A 14,813-nucleotide genomic window follows, 5' to 3' on the forward strand; every position below is an offset into this window, starting at 1 on the left:
GTCGCGGGAACCGGATCAGCGGCGGCGGAGCCGCAGGCCGAGAAAGCCGAGACCGAGGCCGATCAGCGTGATGCCGGTCCCCAGGGTCAGGATCGCCACCGGCTCGGCGACGGGCTCCGGGAACGCCCTCGCGCCGGGTTCGCGGGCCGCGGCGGGCGGCGGGGACACCGCTCCGCCGGACGGGGCCGCCGAGTCCCGCGGCTTCTCGGCGGCGCCGTCGGAACCGTCCGTCTTCCGGGGCTCCGACGGGCGCGGAGACGTCTCCCCGCGGCGCGGGCGCCCGGAGGGGGCCGACGGGGACGCGGAGGGCCGGGGGCGGGACGTACGGGAGGGCCCGGTGGGCGAGGGGGACGGGGTGAGGGAGGGGGACGCGGGGGCCGGGCTGTCCGGCGGGGCGGTGGAATCCGGGACCGCGCTGCCCTCCGGCAGGTCCTCCGGCAGGTTCTCCGGGATGTCCCCCGGCCGTGAGACCTCGGGCCCCGTCGGCCTGCCGGGCCGGGAATGCCCCTCCCCGGCCTCCCGCCCCGCCAGGGACACCGTCGGGTCGGGGGAGACCGAGGGGCCGGCGGACGGGGAGGCGGATTCCTCGGCCCGCGCGAGCGGCGCGGCCAGCAGCAAGGTCGCGACCGCGAGAGCGCAGTGGGTGCGGAGCCTGGGCATCACGGACCCAGCGTCACATGGAGTGACAACTCCGGCATCCCGGGCGAGCAGCCTCCCCCGTAAGGACTACGTGCAGGACCGGGCGCGGGACCGGGCGGGGGACCGGGCGCAGGACCAGGCGCGGGAGTATGCGCGGGACCGGGCGCAGCACTACGCCCGGGACCGCGCTACTGCGCCGACCCCGAAGCGAGCCTCAGCGTGAACGTCACCGTGCTCGGATCGACGCCCGTGCCCTGCGTCGGGTACTGCTCGATCACCGTCTCCTTGGCGTACTGGCCGTTCTGGACCGTCGTCGGCTGCTCGTACTTCCAGTGGGCCGCGTTCAGGCACTTCTTCACGGAGAGGATGTCCTTGTACCGGAAGTCCGGCACGGAGATCTTGCTCGGGTCCGACGGATCCTCCTGCGGATCCGTGCACTTGTCCTCGTCGATGGTCCGGCTGCGGTCCGGCGCCCGGTAGCCGTCCACCGCCGGGCCGCCGCTGGCGGTCGGTCCTGCCTCGTTGCCGCCGCCCTGGTTGTCGCCACCCATCGACAGGGCCGTGATCAGCCCGCCGATCGCCAGCAGCGAGATGACGATCGCGCCCACGATGACCGGCACGTTCCGCTTGCCGCCGGTGCCGCCGGTGCCGCCCGTGCCTCCCCCGGCCTGCTGCGGAGAGATCCCGTACGGCGGCGGGGTGTGCTGCCCCGGGTTCTGGTACGCGGCGGCCTGCGGGTACCCGTAGCCGGGCCCGGCCACATGAGGCGCCGGGGACGGCGGCCCGTACGCGCCCGGGTGCTGAGGGGGCTGGGGCTGCTGAGGCTGTGTCTGATGCGCCGGCGGCTGGTACGGCGTCTGCACGCCGTACGGCCCCGGCGCCTGCGCGGACTGGTCGACCGGCGGAAAGACCGCCGAGCTGACTCCCGCGCCGCTGTGGGGCGCCGCGCCCTGGATGATCACCGGCGCGCCCGTCGGCCCGGCCGGCAGCACCCGCCGGCACTCGGCGCTCATCGCGGCGGCGCTCGGGAAACGCTCGTTCGGGTTCTTCTTCAGCGCCCGCGCGACCAGCGCGTCCATCGCGGGCGACAGGGACCGGTTGATCGAGGACGGCGCGACGGCCTCCTCCTGCACATGCGCGTACGCGATCGCCAGCGCCGAGTCCGCGTCGAACGGCAGACGGCCCGTCAGCAGCTGGAAGAGCATGACGCCGACCGAGTAGAGGTCGGAGCGCGCATCGACGCCGCGCCCGAGCGCCTGTTCGGGGGAGAGGTACTGCGGGGTGCCGACGACCATGCCGGTCTGCGTCATCGACGTGACACCCGACTGCATGGCGCGCGCGATGCCGAAGTCCATCACCTTGACCACGTCACGCCGGTTGATCATCACGTTGCCGGGCTTGATGTCCCGGTGGACCAGCCCCATCTCGTGGCTGGCCTCCAGCGCGGCCAGCACGTCCGCCGTCACGCCGAGCGCCCGGTCGGCCGGCATCGCGCCGTGCCGCGCGATGTCCGCCTGGAGGAGCGAGCCGAGCGGCTGCCCCTCCACGTACTCCATGACGATGTACGGCATCATCGCGCCGGTGCCCCCGGCGGCGCCGTTCTCGAAGAGCGTGTCCTCGCCGGTGTCGAAGACCGACACGATGTTCGGGTGCGACAGCTTGGCGACCGCCTGCGCCTCGCGGCGGAACCGCTCGCGGAACGACTGCTCGCGCGCCAGTTCCGTATGGAGGGTCTTGATGGCGACCTGGCGGTCGAGCGCCGAGTCGTAGGCGAGGTAGACGGACGCCATGCCGCCTTCGCCGAGCAGGTCGCGAAGCTGGTACCGGCCGCCCGCGACCGAACCGCCCGCATAGCGGCCCCGTGCGCCGTCCTGGCTCATGACTGTGCTTCCCCCTCGGCGCGTCGGCACATGGGCGGCGCTGACGCGCCGACGCCGTGACGCCGGCGCGATGGTGCCGGTGTTCGATCCCGTTGTCCCGCGGTGACGCGGTAACGCGCCAAGTCTGCCCCAGGCCTCGGACACGTCAAGCCGGGTGCCCGATCCGTGACCGTAAGCACGACAGAGCGTCTCGGAAGCGTTACCGGAGCCACCTGTAATTTGCGTGGCCCCGTCCGTACGGGTTTCATGACCGGTCCATCCTGAACCGGCGTGTCACACGAAGGCTGTAGCGTGACGTGGCATAGCACTCCCGATAATCCCCGTACCCCTGAAAATCCCCGAACCACCGCGGGCCGCGCTGGCGGACTTGACGCGGACAGAAACGACGGCGAGGACTGATGGCACCCGAACCGGAAGCAAGCGGCGGCGGAGTGTCGGATGCCGCGGACTCCTGGGGCGAGGGCGGACTGGTCGGCGACGGCCGTTACCGGATGACCCATCGCCTGGGCCGCGGCGGTATGGCCGAGGTGTTCGCGGCCGAGGACGTACGCCTCGGGCGCACCGTGGCGGTGAAGCTGCTCCGGGCCGATCTGGCCGAGGACCCCATCTCCAAGGCCCGCTTCACCCGTGAGGCGCAGTCGGTCGCCGGGCTCAACCACCACGCGGTGGTGGCGGTGTACGACTCCGGCGAGGACGTCGTCAACGGCCAGGTCGTGCCGTACATCGTGATGGAGCTGGTCGAGGGCCGCACGATCCGCGAACTGCTCATGGAGGCGGAGGCCCCGCCGCCCGAGCAGGCGCTGATCATCGTCTCCGGTGTGCTGGAGGCCCTGGCCTACTCGCACCAGCACGGCATCGTGCACCGCGACATCAAGCCCGCGAACGTGATCATCACGCACAGCGGCGCGGTCAAGGTCATGGACTTCGGCATCGCGCGTGCCCTGCACGGCGCGCAGTCGACCATGACACAGACCGGCATGGTCATGGGCACGCCCCAGTACCTCTCCCCCGAGCAGGCGCTGGGCAAGTCCGTCGACCACCGCTCCGACCTGTACGCGACGGGCTGCCTGCTGTACGAACTGCTCGCGCAGCGGCCCCCGTTCACCGGTGAGACGCCGCTCTCCGTCGTCTACCAGCACGTGCAGGACATCCCGGTGCCGCCCTCCGAGGTCTCCCCGCTGGCGCCGCCGGAGCTCGACGGCATGGTGATGCGCTCCCTCGCGAAAGAACCGGACGACCGGTTCCAGAGCGCCGAGGAGATGCGCGGGCTCATCCAGTACGGCATGCAGATGCTCCAGCAGCAGGGCAGCCACACCCACACCTGGAACACCGGCCCGGTCGACGCGCACGGCGGGGGCACCCCGCCGATGGGCATGGCCGCGACGACCGCGATGGGGCATCCGCCGCACGGCGAGACCTCGCAGCGCCCGATCCTGCCGCCGATGAACCCGAACGACGGCGCGTACGTGAACAGCCACGGCGGCCAGGGCGGTGGCGGGCGCGGCAAGATGCTGCTGTTCGTCGCGCTGGCGCTGGTCGCGATCGTGGCGGGCGTCGCCTTCGCGGTGCAGGGCATGGGCGCGAAGGACAACAGCGACAAGAACCCGAAGCCCAGTGTCTCCCCGAGCGAGTCGGCGCCCAGCGACAAGCCCACGCCGAGCGAGTCGGAGACGGAGGAGACCGACGAGCCCGACACGTCGTCAGGCGGCCAGCAGCAGCCGGACTACACGCCTCCGCGCAAGCCGACCCCGTCGCTGACCCCCTCCGACGAGCCGTCGGAGACGCCGTCCTCGCCGGACACCGGCACGGACGCGGGCGGCACGGAGGGCGGTACGACGGACGGGGGCACCACGGACGGCGGCAGCACCAACGGCGAACCGTCGGGCGGGCCTTCGGAACCGGCGACGACCGGTGACCCCGGCGCCACCGACGGTGGCGCGGCCGCGGGTGCGGACGCCGGGGCCGTGGCGGGTACGGAAGGCGCTACCACCCCCTGACCCCGCACACCCGCACCGCGTGAGGCGTTCGCACCACCGCGCGTTCACCGCACGTTCACCGCGCGTTCGCGTCACCCCGCGAACGCCTCACGCACCGCCTCGTACTCCCTCGTCCACCACACCACCAGGGCCGACACCGCGGCGAACTGCGGGTCGGCCCTCCGGTCGTCCAGCTGGTAGCGCCACCGGAGTATCCAGAAGTCATTGAGCCGCTCCCACCACACCCGGTGCACGGCGGCGGCCAGTTCGGCGGAGCCGGCCCCGGTCGCTTGCCGGTAGCCGCGCGCGTAGGCCCGTACCTTCGTCAGGTCCAGCTCACCGGTCGGCTGTACGAAGAAGATCGCCGCCGCCCGTACGGCCTCCTCGGCGCGCGGCTGCACGCCCAGCCGGTCCCAGTCGACGATCGCGGCCGGCTCGGCGCCCCGGTAGATCAGGTTCAGCGGGTGGAAGTCACCGTGCACCCATCCCGTGGCCGGTTCCGCGCCCGGTGGCGGGCGCCGGTGGGCGTGCCGTTCCAGCAGGGTCCGCCGCTCGGTCAGGCGGTGCTCGGCCAGTTCGTCGAAGGCGTTGCGGGGGGCGTGGTGCCGTGCCAGGGCGAGGAGTTCGTCGATGAGCGCGAAGGTCGAGGCGGGGTCCTGGCTGTCGTACGTGAGGGCGTGGGTGAGGGCCACCGGGTCCGCCTCCATCACCTGCTCCAGGCCGGTGTGGACGAGCCCCAGGAGCGCGCCGAGGCGCTCCGATCCGGCGCGGGTCAGCTGGGCGCCGTTGCGGTGGCGCCCCTCGATCCAGGGGTGGAGGGCGAAGCAGTGGCCGCCGATGACGGTGACGGTCCCGCCCGCGGTGTTCTCGACGGCCTCGGCCACCGGCACGCCGAGACCCGGTAATCGCCGGGTGGCACGATGTTGGCGGGCGACGGCCTCGTGGTCGCCGTCCAGGTGGTGCTTGAGGAAGTAGGAGCCCCGGGTGGTCGCCAGCCGGTAGCCGCGGTTCAGCAGCCCCTGGGCGACGGGTTCGCAGGAGAGCGCCTCGCCCGCGCCGCGGTAGCGGCGGAGCAGCGCGCCGACGGGCGGACGCGAGTGAGCGGTGGGCTGGGGAGCGGGTGGGACGAACGTGATGGAGGGGATCGCCGAGATCGCGGCGGGCACAGCCATTGCATATGAGCGCAGCACATGTCAGATGTTAGATCACACTGTGTGCTGGGTCTGTCGCCCTGCGGAGTAGTCGAGCGTGTGTACGGAGAAGAACTGCGGCGTCAGTCGCATATACGCCGGTTCGTAGGGTTCGCCGTCGATCAGGGCCGGGATCGGACCGAACAGCTCCAGCTCCCCGGGGGTCGGTTCGATGATCTGTGCGGTCCCCGTGAGCTGCACCGACCAGAGGTCGGAACCCTCCACGTTGAAGTTGTCCGCGCCGAACGCCACCACGCCGCCCGCACAGGCCCGGTGGTAGCCGTGGCCCGCGTGCATCCGCAGCAGCACGTCCCCGTCCGCCACGACGTGGCGCGCCGGCGCGACGAACGGCATCGCTCGCATCGTCGTCGACACCCGTCCGTACGAGACGAGCGTGAGCAGCTCCAGTGCGCGGAGTTCCTGGGTCGTGGTGGGCATGCCCTCCACTCTCCGTCACCGCGCACCCCCCTCACCAGGGGAGGCAGCCCCCGATGCCGCGGGACGTTGGTCCCGAAAGGGCCTGCTCGCACCGGGCGGAATCGGGGCGGATCAGTGCCTTTCGGCCTGGAGGCGTGCCACGTACGCGGCGGCCTGCGAGCGCCGTTCCATGCCGAGCTTGGACAGCAGGCTGGAGACATAGTTCTTGATCGTCTTCTCGGCGAGGTGCAGCTGCTCGCCGATGGCGCGGTTCGTCATGCCCTCGCCGATCAGGTCGAGGATCCTGCGCTCCTGGTCCGTCAGGCCCGACAGTTTGTCGTCCGGCTTGGGGCCGCTGCCGTCCCGCAGGCGCTGGAGCACCCGGGCCGTCGCCACCGGGTCGAGCAGCGAGCGTCCCGCCGCGACGTCCCGTACCGCGTTCAGCAGTTCGTTGCCCCGGATCGCCTTGAGCACATAGCCCGAGGCGCCGGCCATGATCGCGTCGAACAGCGCCTCGTCGTCCGAGAACGACGTCAGCATCAGGCACTTGATGTCCTCGTCACGCGAGCGGATCTCCCGGCAGACCTCGACCCCGCTGCCGTCCGGCAGCCGTACGTCGAGCACCGCCACGTCCGGACGGGTGGCGGGGATCCTCGCCATCGCGTCCGCGGCCGTGCCCGCCTCGCCGACCACCTCGATGTCCGCCTCCACGGAGAGCAACTCGAAGACACCGCGGCGGACGACTTCGTGGTCATCGACCAGGAATACTGAGATTTTTCCGTCTTCACCCACATAAATCAGTCTCACACACTCGCCCTCCGCCTGCCCTTCCCTGGCACGGATCCGCCGGGATAACGTGCCGTTGTTCCGGCGGCCTGCAAGGCTGTGACCAGTAGGTGTTTCCGACTTCTTTCGATTTACTTGGATATCCGAGCAAAATCGCAGGTCACAAGGGGTTTCGCGGGAATGCCGCCCACTGGGTAACGTGCCTCTGACAGGGCGCTCGCCGGGGCAACTTGTCACGCCGATCCCGGCCGGACCGCACCCACCCTGTGCGGACGGACGGAAGCGGCGAGCCGCACTGGTTCCCGGCGGATCCCGGGGGCCGGACAGACGGAGGAGCACGCACGTGACCGTGGAGAGCACTGCCCCGCGCAAACCGCGACGCAGTAGCGGCACCAAGCGCACCAGCGCCAGGAGGACGCCGCAGCAGCAGAGTTCCGAGCCCCAGCTCGTACAGCTGCTCACCCCTGAGGGTGAGCGCGTGGAGCACCCGGAATACGAGATCGACCTGACCCCCGAGGAGCTGCGGGGCCTGTACCGGGACATGGTGCTGACCCGGCGCTTCGACGCCGAGGCCACCTCGCTCCAGCGCCAGGGAGAGCTCGGGCTGTGGGCGTCGCTGCTGGGGCAGGAGGCCGCCCAGATCGGTTCTGGCCGCGCCCTGCACGACGACGACTACGTCTTCCCGACCTACCGTGAGCACGGGGTGGCCTGGGTCCGCGGGGTCGACCCGACCAACCTGCTCGGCATGTTCCGCGGCGTGAACCACGGCGGCTGGGACCCGGGCACCAACAACTTCCACCTGTACACGATCGTCATCGGCTCACAGACCCTGCACGCCGTCGGTTACGCCATGGGGGTGGCGAAGGACGGCGCCGACAGCGCCGTGATCGCGTACTTCGGCGACGGCGCCTCCAGCCAGGGCGACGTCGCGGAGTCGTTCACCTTCGCCGCGGTCTACAACGCGCCGGTGGTCTTCTTCTGCCAGAACAACCAGTGGGCGATCTCCGAGCCCACCGAGAAGCAGATGCGGGTGCCGCTCTACCAGCGGGCGCAGGGGTACGGCTTCCCGGGCGTCCGGGTCGACGGCAACGACGTACTGGCCTGTCTGGCGGTGACCCGCTCCGCGCTGGAGCGGGCGCGCCGGGGCGAGGGGCCGATGCTGATCGAGGCGTTCACGTATCGGATGGGTGCCCACACCACGTCCGACGACCCGACCAAGTACCGCGCCGACGAGGAGACGGAGTCCTGGCGGGCCAAGGACCCGATCCTGCGGCTGCGCCGCCTCCTGGAGCGGGAGGGGCACGCCGACGAGGCCTACTTCACCGGTCTGGAGGAGGAGAGCGAGGCGCTCGGCAAGCGGGTACGCGAGGCGGTACGGGCCATGCCGGACCCCGACCGTCTGGCGATCTTCGACCATGTGTACGCGGACGGGAGCGCGCTCGTGGACGAGGAGCGCGCGCAGTTCGCCGCGTACCAGGCGTCGTTCGCCGATTCAGCCGACTCCGCCGAGGGGGGTAAGTGATCATGGCCGTACAGAAGCTTCCTCTCGCGAAGGCGATCAACGAATCGCTGCGCAAGGCCCTGGAGACCGATCCCAAGGTCCTGATCATGGGCGAGGACGTCGGAAAGCTCGGCGGTGTCTTCCGGGTGACGGACGGGCTCCAGAAGGACTTCGGCGAGGGCCGGGTCATCGACACCCCGCTCGCCGAGTCGGGCATCGTCGGCACGGCGATCGGCCTCGCGCTGCGCGGCTACCGCCCGGTCGTCGAGATCCAGTTCGACGGTTTTGTCTTCCCCGCGTACGACCAGATCGTCACGCAGCTCGCCAAGATGCACGCCCGCGCGCTCGGCAAGATCAAGATGCCCGTCGTGATCCGTATCCCGTACGGCGGCGGCATCGGCGCGGTCGAGCACCACTCGGAGTCCCCCGAGGCGCTCTTCGCGCACGTCGCCGGATTGAAGATCGTCTCGCCCTCGACGTCCTCGGACGCCTACTGGATGATGCAGCAGGCCATCCTCAGCGACGATCCGGTGATCTTCTTCGAGCCGAAGCGGCGCTACTGGGACAAGAGCGAGGTCGACCCCGAGGCCATCCCGGGCCCGCTGCACAAGGCGCGGGTCGCGCTCACGGGCTCCGATCTCACCCTGGCCGCGTACGGCCCGATGGTGAAGGTCTGCCTGGAGGCCGCGGCGGCGGCGGCCGAGGAGGGCAAGTCGCTTGAGGTCCTGGACCTGCGGTCGATCTCCCCGATCGACTTCGACACCATCCAGACGTCGGTGGAGAAGACCGGCCGGCTGGTCGTGGTGCACGAGGCGCCGGTGTTCTACGGCTCGGGCGCGGAGATCGCCGCTCGCGTCACGGAGCGGTGTTTCTACCAGCTGGAGGCCCCGGTGCTGCGCGTCGGCGGCTTCCACGCGCCGTATCCGCCGGCGCGCCTGGAGGACGAGTACCTCCCGGGCCTGGACCGGGTGCTCGACGCCGTCGACCGCTCGCTCGCGTACTGAGGAGTGCCGTGACCATGACTGCTGACACGTCGACGCGCTATCGCGAGTTCAAGATGCCCGACGTGGGCGAGGGACTCACCGAGGCCGAGATCCTCAAGTGGTACGTACAGCCCGGTGACGTCGTCACCGACGGCCAGGTGGTGTGCGAGGTCGAGACCGCGAAGGCGGCGGTCGAACTGCCCATCCCGTACGACGGGGTGGTGCACGAGCTGCGTTTCGCCGAGGGCACGACCGTCGACGTCGGGGAGTCCATCATCACGGTGGACGTGGCGCCCGGGAGCGGAGGGGCGGAGCCGGTGGCTCCGGCTCCGGCGTCCGCTTCTGACGCGTCCGCTTCCGACGCGGGCTCGGGCTCCGCTTCCGGCTCCGCCGGCACCGGTACCGCCGCCTCCGCCGGTCGTACGCCCGTCCTCGTCGGGTACGGCGTCGCCGAGGCGTCCACCAAGCGCCGCGCCCGCAGGGGCCCCGCGACCTCGTCCGTCCCCGAGCAGGGGGCGGCGGCCGCCGCCGTGCAGGCGGAGATGAACGGATACGCCCCCGCGCCGGCCGTACCGGTCCAGGAGCCCGCGCGGACCCGGCCGTTGGCCAAGCCGCCCGTGCGCAAGCTCGCCAAGGACCTCGGCGTGGACCTGGCGACGATCACCCCGACCGGACCCGACGGGGTGATCACCCGCGAGGACGTCCACGCGGCGACCGCGCCGGCGGAGACCGTCGAAGCGCCCGCCCCTGTACCCGCCGCCGCTCCTGTGGCGGCCCCCGTCCCGGCGGCCGGCGCGCGGGAGACCCGTATCCCCATCAAGGGGGTACGGAAGGCCACGGCGGCGGCGATGGTGGGCAGCGCGTTCACCGCGCCGCACGTCACGGAGTTCGTCACCGTCGATGTGACGCGCACGATGAAGCTGGTCGAGGAGTTGAAGGCCGACAAGGAGATGGCGGGCGTGCGGGTCAACCCGCTGCTCCTCATCGCCAAGGCCCTGCTGGTCGCGATCAAGCGCCACCCCGAGGTGAACGCGACCTGGGACGAGGCGCGCCAGGAGATCGTGGTCAAGCACTACGTGAACCTGGGCATCGCCGCCGCGACCCCGCGCGGTCTGCTCGTCCCGAACATCAAGGACGCGCACGACCAGACCCTGCCCCAACTGGCCGCCGCGCTCGGCGACCTGGTGTCCACGGCCCGCGAGGGCCGGACGACCCCGGGGGCGATGCAGGGCGGCACGGTGACCATCACCAACGTCGGGGTCTTCGGCGTGGACACCGGGACGCCGATCCTCAACCCGGGCGAGTCGGCGATCCTCGCCGTCGGCGCGATCAAGCTCCAGCCCTGGGTGCACAAGGGCAAGGTCAAGGCCCGCCAGGTCACCACCCTGGCGCTCTCCTTCGACCACCGCCTGATCGACGGCGAACTGGGCTCCAAGGTCCTGGCGGACATCGCCGCGATCCTGGAACAGCCGAAGAGGCTGATCACCTGGGCCTGACGGCACCGGAACACAGGCGGGCCGCGGACGTTCGATGTCCGCGGCCCGCTGTACGTATGCGTCAGCGCGCCGGATCGCGCCACATCGGATACAGGCTCGGCCCGTCCGGCAGGTCCGTCGTGACGTCCAGGTGCGCGTAGCCCAGACGCGCGTACAGCTTCGCGCTGCGCGCGTTGCTCGCCTCCAGGTACGACGGCACGCCCCGCCGGTCGAGGTCGTCGAGGCGGTCGGTCAGCAGGGCCGTGCCGAGACCCTCGCCCAGCCGGTCCGGCCGTACGGCGACGAACGGCAGGTACTGGTGGTTCGTGTGGGTCGGGTGGTTGGCCGTGGACCGTGCGTCGAACGCCCCGATCCGTTCCGCGTGGTACGCGCCGAGCGTGGGCTCGTACAGCGACCTGAGGTCCGGCTCGTCGTCGTGCGCCGTGACGTCGACCGGCAGCCAGAGCGCCACCGCCGCGCGGTCGGCGGTCGTCCAGATCGCGCCCTCGGCGAGCGTCAGCTCCACGAAGGGGCGGAAGAAGCCCGGGTGCAGCCGTGCGCGGTCGGCCTCGTCCGGGAAGATCCAGGTGCTCACGGGGTCCTTGAGGAACCCGGTCGAGAGGACCGACGTCACCTCGTCCGCGTCGGCCTCGTCCGCCCGCACGATGGATACGTTCGACATTCCGGTCATCCCTCTTCGTCGTGAGGGGGCGGGCCCACCGCCGTGGCCCCGCCCCCGTACCGGTTCGCGATCAGTGGATCGGCGCCCCAGTCAATCAGTCGTGCGATCAGTCCTGCCGCGCGGTCAGTCCTGCTGGGCGGAGGCCGGCAGGGTGCGCAGCTTCATCGTCTTGGCGGTCTTCGTGCCGAAGCCGTAGTCGAGCAGCTTCGCGGCGTCCGCGTAACGGTCCGAGCCGTTCAGGACCACACCCACCAGCGTCTTGCTGCCACGCGTGGCGGCGAAGACCAGGCAGGGGCCCGCGGCGGTGCCGGTGCCCGTCTTGATGCCGATGGCGCCCTTGTAGGAGCCGAGGAGCTTGTTCGTGTTGTACCAGGTGTACGTGCGCTTCTTGCCGGTGCTCGTCGTCGCCGGGGCCACGTACTTCGTCGCCTTCACGACCGCGCGGAAGTTGCTGTTCTTCATCGCGTACTGCGCGATCTTCGCGAGGTCGCGGGGGGTCGTGTAGTTGTTGCCGGCCGCCGAGATGCCGTCGAAGGAGTCGAACTTGGTGTTCTTGAGCCCCAGCGACTTGGCCTTCGCGTTCATCTTCGAGATGAACGACTTCTTCCGGGCCGCGACGGTGCTTCCCGTGCCGTACGTGTCGGCCAGCGCGTACGCCGCGTCGCAGCCGGAGGGCAGCATCGTCCCGTACAGGAGCTGGCGGACCGTCACCTTGTCGCCGGTCCTCAGGTCGGCGGTGCTCGCGCCTTCCTTGGTCACGTAGTCGCGGTACGCCTGCTTGACGGTGACCTTCTTGTTGAGGTCGACGCCCTTGGTGCTCAGCACCACGGCGGCCGTCATGATCTTCGTGGTGCTGGCCATCTGGCGCTTGGTGTCGGGGGCCTTGCTGAAGACCGTGGCGCTGGACGAGTTGTTCAGCAGGAAGGCGCCCTTGCCGCCGACCGTCGGTTTGGTGGCGGCCTGCGCGGAGGAGGCCAGGGGGGAGGCGGCCAGCAGGAGGCCGGCGCTGAGAGCGACCACGGCGGCCTTGCGTATGCCCGGGAGGGTGGATATCAAAGGAAACGCTCCGAGTTCGCGAATGCGTTGAAAAGCGAAGTGTGCGGGCCCTTTTGAAAGAGGGGTCCAGAGATGTGACTCCTGAGGATCCCCCAGGGATGTACAAGGCGCACGAGTTTGCGAATGTTTGGTGTTCGGCGGAACGCGGCGGAGGTGGCGGCGGGGCCGGGGCCGGGCGGGGGCCGGGCCGAGCGTGGTCCGCCATGCGGACGGAGGTTCTGTTGCACCTCTGTTGTATCTAAGCTGTGCTCATGCCTTCCGCCGCCCCCGTCAAGCAGTCCCCCGTGAAGCAGCCGCCCGCCGCCGACCGTGTCTACAGCCACATCAAGCAGGCCGTCCTCGACCGCCGTTACGAGGGCGGCACCCTCCTCACCGAGGGCGAACTCGCCGAAGCCGTCGGGGTGTCCCGCACCCCTGTCCGGGAAGCGCTGCTCAAGCTGGAGGTGGAGGGGCTGATCAAGCTCTACCCCAAGAAGGGCGCGCTGGTCCTCGCCGTCTCCGTGCAGGAGATCGCCGACGTGGTCGAAACGCGGCTGCTGGTCGAGGAGTTCGCCGTACGGAAAGCGGTACCGGCCTCCGCCCGGCTGATCGCCCGGCTGGAAGAGGTGCTGGAGGAGCAGCGCGAGAAGGCCAGGATCGGCGACCTCGCCGCCTTCGCCGTCACGGACCGCTGCTTCCACGCGGAGATCGTGCGCCACGCGGGCAACGAGATCCTGTCGAAGCTCTACGACCAGCTCAGGGACCGGCAGTTGCGGATGGGCGTGGCCGTGCTGGAGGCCCACCCCGAGCGGGTCGCCAAGAGCATCGAGGAGCACGCCGAACTCCTCGCCGCAGTCAGGTCCGGCGACGCCGAGGGCGCCGCGCGGAGCATCCGCCGCCATGTGAGCCGCGTCAAGGTGCTGGTCCGGGGTGAGGACCGGTGAGCGCCGCCGCCGTCAGCCTGCCGGGCGACCCGCCGGGCGGGCGCCGCGCCCTGCGCGTCTGGGGCATAGGCGTCGCGGTCTACTTCGTCGCCGTCATCTTCCGTACGAGCCTGGGAGTGGCCGGCCTCGACGCGGCGGACCGCTTCCACGTCAACGCCTCCGCCCTCTCGACCTTCTCGATCCTCCAACTCCTCGTCTACGCGGGCATGCAGATACCCGTCGGCCTGCTGGTCGACCGGGTCGGCACGAAGCGGATGCTGACGTTCGGCGTGGTCCTCTTCACCGTCGGCCAGCTGGGCTTCGCGCTCTCCACCTCGTACGGTACGGCCCTCGCCTCGCGCGCCCTGCTCGGCTGCGGCGACGCGATGACGTTCATCAGCGTCCTGCGGCTCGGCACCCGGTGGTTCCCGGCCCGGCGCGGGCCGATGATCGCGCAGGTCGCCGCGTTCTTCGGGATGGCGGGCAACCTCGTCTCCACCGTCTTCATCTCCCGTACCCTGCACGGCCTCGGCTGGACCACGACCTTCGCGGGCAGTTCCCTGGCGGGGGTGGTGGTCCTCGTCCTGCTGCTGCTCTTCCTCAAGGACCACCCGGAGGGCCACGAGCCGCCGCCCTCCCAGCACGCCGGAACGGTCTACGTACGCAAGCAGATAGCCGAGTCCTGGCGCGAACCGGGCACCCGCCTCGGGCTGTGGGTGCACTTCACCGGACAGTTCCCCGCGATGATCTTCCTGTTGCTCTGGGGCATGCCGTTCCTCGTGGAGGCGCAGGGCATGTCCCGCGCCTCCGCCGGCGAACTCCTGACCCTGGTCGTGCTCTCCAACATGGTGGTCGGGCTGGTGTACGGGCAGGTCATCGGCCGCCACCACGAGGCCAGGATCCCGCTCGCCCTCGGTACGGTCGGCGCGACGGCGCTGCTCTGGGCGGCGACCCTCGGCTACCCGGGCGCGCACGCGCCGGTGTGGCTGCTGATCACGCTCTGCGTGGTCCTCGGCGCCTGCGGTCCCGCGTCGATGATCGGCTTCGACTTCGCCCGCCCCGCGAACCCGCCCGAACGTCAGGGCACGGCCTCCGGAATCGTCAACATGGGCGGTTTTGTCGCCTCGATGTTCACGCTGCTCGCCGTCGGCGTCCTGCTGGACGCGACCGACGGCGACTACCGGATCGCCTTCTCGTCCGTCTTCGTCCTCGAAGCGCTCGGTGTGGTGCAAATCCTGCGCCTGCGGGCGCGTACGCAGCGACGGGAGCGGGAGCGGCTGGTGGCGAGCCGGGTGGAGGCCGTGCACGTACCGGCATGAGGGCGGT

The 14,813-nt window shown here is 70.9% G+C and carries 13 protein-coding genes; 6 read left to right on the forward strand and 7 right to left on the reverse strand.

Translation table 11 applies throughout. The annotated features are described in order from the left end of the window. Positions 1 to 15 precede the first annotated feature (15 nt). Together ACIO1C_RS05265 and ACIO1C_RS05270 are read right to left on the reverse strand one after the other, a co-directional pair. Entirely contained in the window at positions 16 to 663 is a 648-nt protein-coding gene (locus ACIO1C_RS05265) for a hypothetical protein (RefSeq protein ID WP_401858818.1), read from the reverse strand. 164 nt (positions 664 to 827) lie between these two features. Further along, positions 828 to 2,519: a protein kinase gene (locus ACIO1C_RS05270; protein ID WP_401858820.1), complete on the reverse strand. Its 1,692-nt coding sequence runs from the start codon at positions 2,517 to 2,519 to the stop codon at positions 828 to 830. A gap of 398 nt (positions 2,520 to 2,917) precedes the next feature. On the opposite strand from ACIO1C_RS05270, the gene ACIO1C_RS05275 reads away from it, so the two are divergent. Continuing rightward, positions 2,918 to 4,516, forward strand: coding sequence for a protein kinase (locus tag ACIO1C_RS05275; RefSeq protein WP_401858822.1), 1,599 nt, complete (start codon positions 2,918 to 2,920; stop codon positions 4,514 to 4,516). Positions 4,517 to 4,587: 71 nt separating this feature from the next. On the opposite strand, the gene ACIO1C_RS05280 is transcribed toward ACIO1C_RS05275, so the two are convergent. From ACIO1C_RS05280 to ACIO1C_RS05290, 3 genes are all read right to left on the reverse strand, one after another. Next, positions 4,588 to 5,667: a phosphotransferase gene (locus tag ACIO1C_RS05280; RefSeq protein WP_401858824.1), complete on the reverse strand. Its 1,080-nt coding sequence runs from the start codon at positions 5,665 to 5,667 to the stop codon at positions 4,588 to 4,590. A 33-nt stretch (positions 5,668 to 5,700) separates the two neighbouring features. Next, positions 5,701 to 6,123: a pyridoxamine 5'-phosphate oxidase family protein gene (locus ACIO1C_RS05285; RefSeq protein ID WP_401858826.1), complete on the reverse strand. Its 423-nt coding sequence runs from the start codon at positions 6,121 to 6,123 to the stop codon at positions 5,701 to 5,703. A gap of 111 nt (positions 6,124 to 6,234) precedes the next feature. Continuing rightward, positions 6,235 to 6,894: a response regulator gene (locus ACIO1C_RS05290; RefSeq protein ID WP_401858827.1), complete on the reverse strand. Its 660-nt coding sequence runs from the start codon at positions 6,892 to 6,894 to the stop codon at positions 6,235 to 6,237. Positions 6,895 to 7,231: 337 nt separating this feature from the next. On the opposite strand from ACIO1C_RS05290, the gene pdhA reads away from it, so the two are divergent. The 3 genes from pdhA to ACIO1C_RS05305 are packed head-to-tail and all read left to right on the forward strand — an operon-like array spanning position 7,232 to position 10,868. After that, positions 7,232 to 8,410 carry a pyruvate dehydrogenase (acetyl-transferring) E1 component subunit alpha gene (pdhA, locus tag ACIO1C_RS05295; RefSeq protein ID WP_401858829.1) on the forward strand — a complete coding sequence of 393 codons (1,179 nt, stop codon included), beginning with the start codon at positions 7,232 to 7,234 and terminating at the stop codon, positions 8,408 to 8,410. A 2-nt stretch (positions 8,411 to 8,412) separates the two neighbouring features. Next, entirely contained in the window at positions 8,413 to 9,393 is a 981-nt protein-coding gene (locus ACIO1C_RS05300) for an alpha-ketoacid dehydrogenase subunit beta (RefSeq protein WP_401858831.1), read from the forward strand. Positions 9,394 to 9,407: 14 nt separating this feature from the next. Continuing rightward, positions 9,408 to 10,868: a dihydrolipoamide acetyltransferase family protein gene (locus ACIO1C_RS05305; RefSeq protein ID WP_401858833.1), complete on the forward strand. Its 1,461-nt coding sequence runs from the start codon at positions 9,408 to 9,410 to the stop codon at positions 10,866 to 10,868. A 61-nt stretch (positions 10,869 to 10,929) separates the two neighbouring features. On the opposite strand, the gene ACIO1C_RS05310 is transcribed toward ACIO1C_RS05305, so the two are convergent. Together ACIO1C_RS05310 and ACIO1C_RS05315 are read right to left on the reverse strand one after the other, a co-directional pair. Beyond that, positions 10,930 to 11,529 (reverse strand): GNAT family N-acetyltransferase, encoded by a 600-nt coding sequence (locus tag ACIO1C_RS05310; RefSeq protein WP_401858835.1) that lies wholly within the window; start codon positions 11,527 to 11,529, stop codon positions 10,930 to 10,932. Positions 11,530 to 11,652: 123 nt separating this feature from the next. Further along, the gene (locus ACIO1C_RS05315) at positions 11,653 to 12,564 is read right to left on the reverse strand and encodes a D-alanyl-D-alanine carboxypeptidase family protein (RefSeq protein ID WP_401859123.1); all 912 of its coding nucleotides are present in this window, start codon (positions 12,562 to 12,564) and stop codon (positions 11,653 to 11,655) included. Between the two features lie 272 nt (positions 12,565 to 12,836). On the opposite strand from ACIO1C_RS05315, the gene ACIO1C_RS05320 reads away from it, so the two are divergent. Next, on the forward strand, positions 12,837 to 13,508 hold the full coding sequence (locus tag ACIO1C_RS05320; RefSeq protein WP_401858836.1) for a GntR family transcriptional regulator: 672 nt from the start codon (positions 12,837 to 12,839) through the stop codon (positions 13,506 to 13,508). Continuing rightward, complete coding sequence (locus ACIO1C_RS05325; RefSeq protein WP_401858838.1) at positions 13,505 to 14,806, forward strand: nitrate/nitrite transporter; 1,302 nt, start codon at positions 13,505 to 13,507, stop codon at positions 14,804 to 14,806. The genes ACIO1C_RS05320 and ACIO1C_RS05325 overlap by 4 nt, the downstream gene beginning before the upstream one ends. Positions 14,807 to 14,813: the final 7 nt, after the last annotated feature.

This window comes from Streptomyces sp. NPDC087420 (assembly GCF_044744165.1).
Classification (GTDB): domain Bacteria; phylum Actinomycetota; class Actinomycetes; order Streptomycetales; family Streptomycetaceae; genus Streptomyces.

Coding starts and splice junctions, on each gene's coding strand:
- ACIO1C_RS05280 (WP_401858824.1), bottom strand. CDS start 5,667: ATGGCTGTGCCCGCCGCGATCTCGGCGATCCCCTCCATCACGTTCGTC.
- ACIO1C_RS05310 (WP_401858835.1), bottom strand. CDS start 11,529: ATGTCGAACGTATCCATCGTGCGGGCGGACGAGGCCGACGCGGACGAG.
- ACIO1C_RS05320 (WP_401858836.1), top strand. CDS start 12,837: ATGCCTTCCGCCGCCCCCGTCAAGCAGTCCCCCGTGAAGCAGCCGCCC.
- ACIO1C_RS05305 (WP_401858833.1), top strand. CDS start 9,408: ATGACTGCTGACACGTCGACGCGCTATCGCGAGTTCAAGATGCCCGAC.
- ACIO1C_RS05275 (WP_401858822.1), top strand. CDS start 2,918: ATGGCACCCGAACCGGAAGCAAGCGGCGGCGGAGTGTCGGATGCCGCG.
- ACIO1C_RS05270 (WP_401858820.1), bottom strand. CDS start 2,519: ATGAGCCAGGACGGCGCACGGGGCCGCTATGCGGGCGGTTCGGTCGCG.
- ACIO1C_RS05300 (WP_401858831.1), top strand. CDS start 8,413: ATGGCCGTACAGAAGCTTCCTCTCGCGAAGGCGATCAACGAATCGCTG.
- ACIO1C_RS05285 (WP_401858826.1), bottom strand. CDS start 6,123: ATGCCCACCACGACCCAGGAACTCCGCGCACTGGAGCTGCTCACGCTC.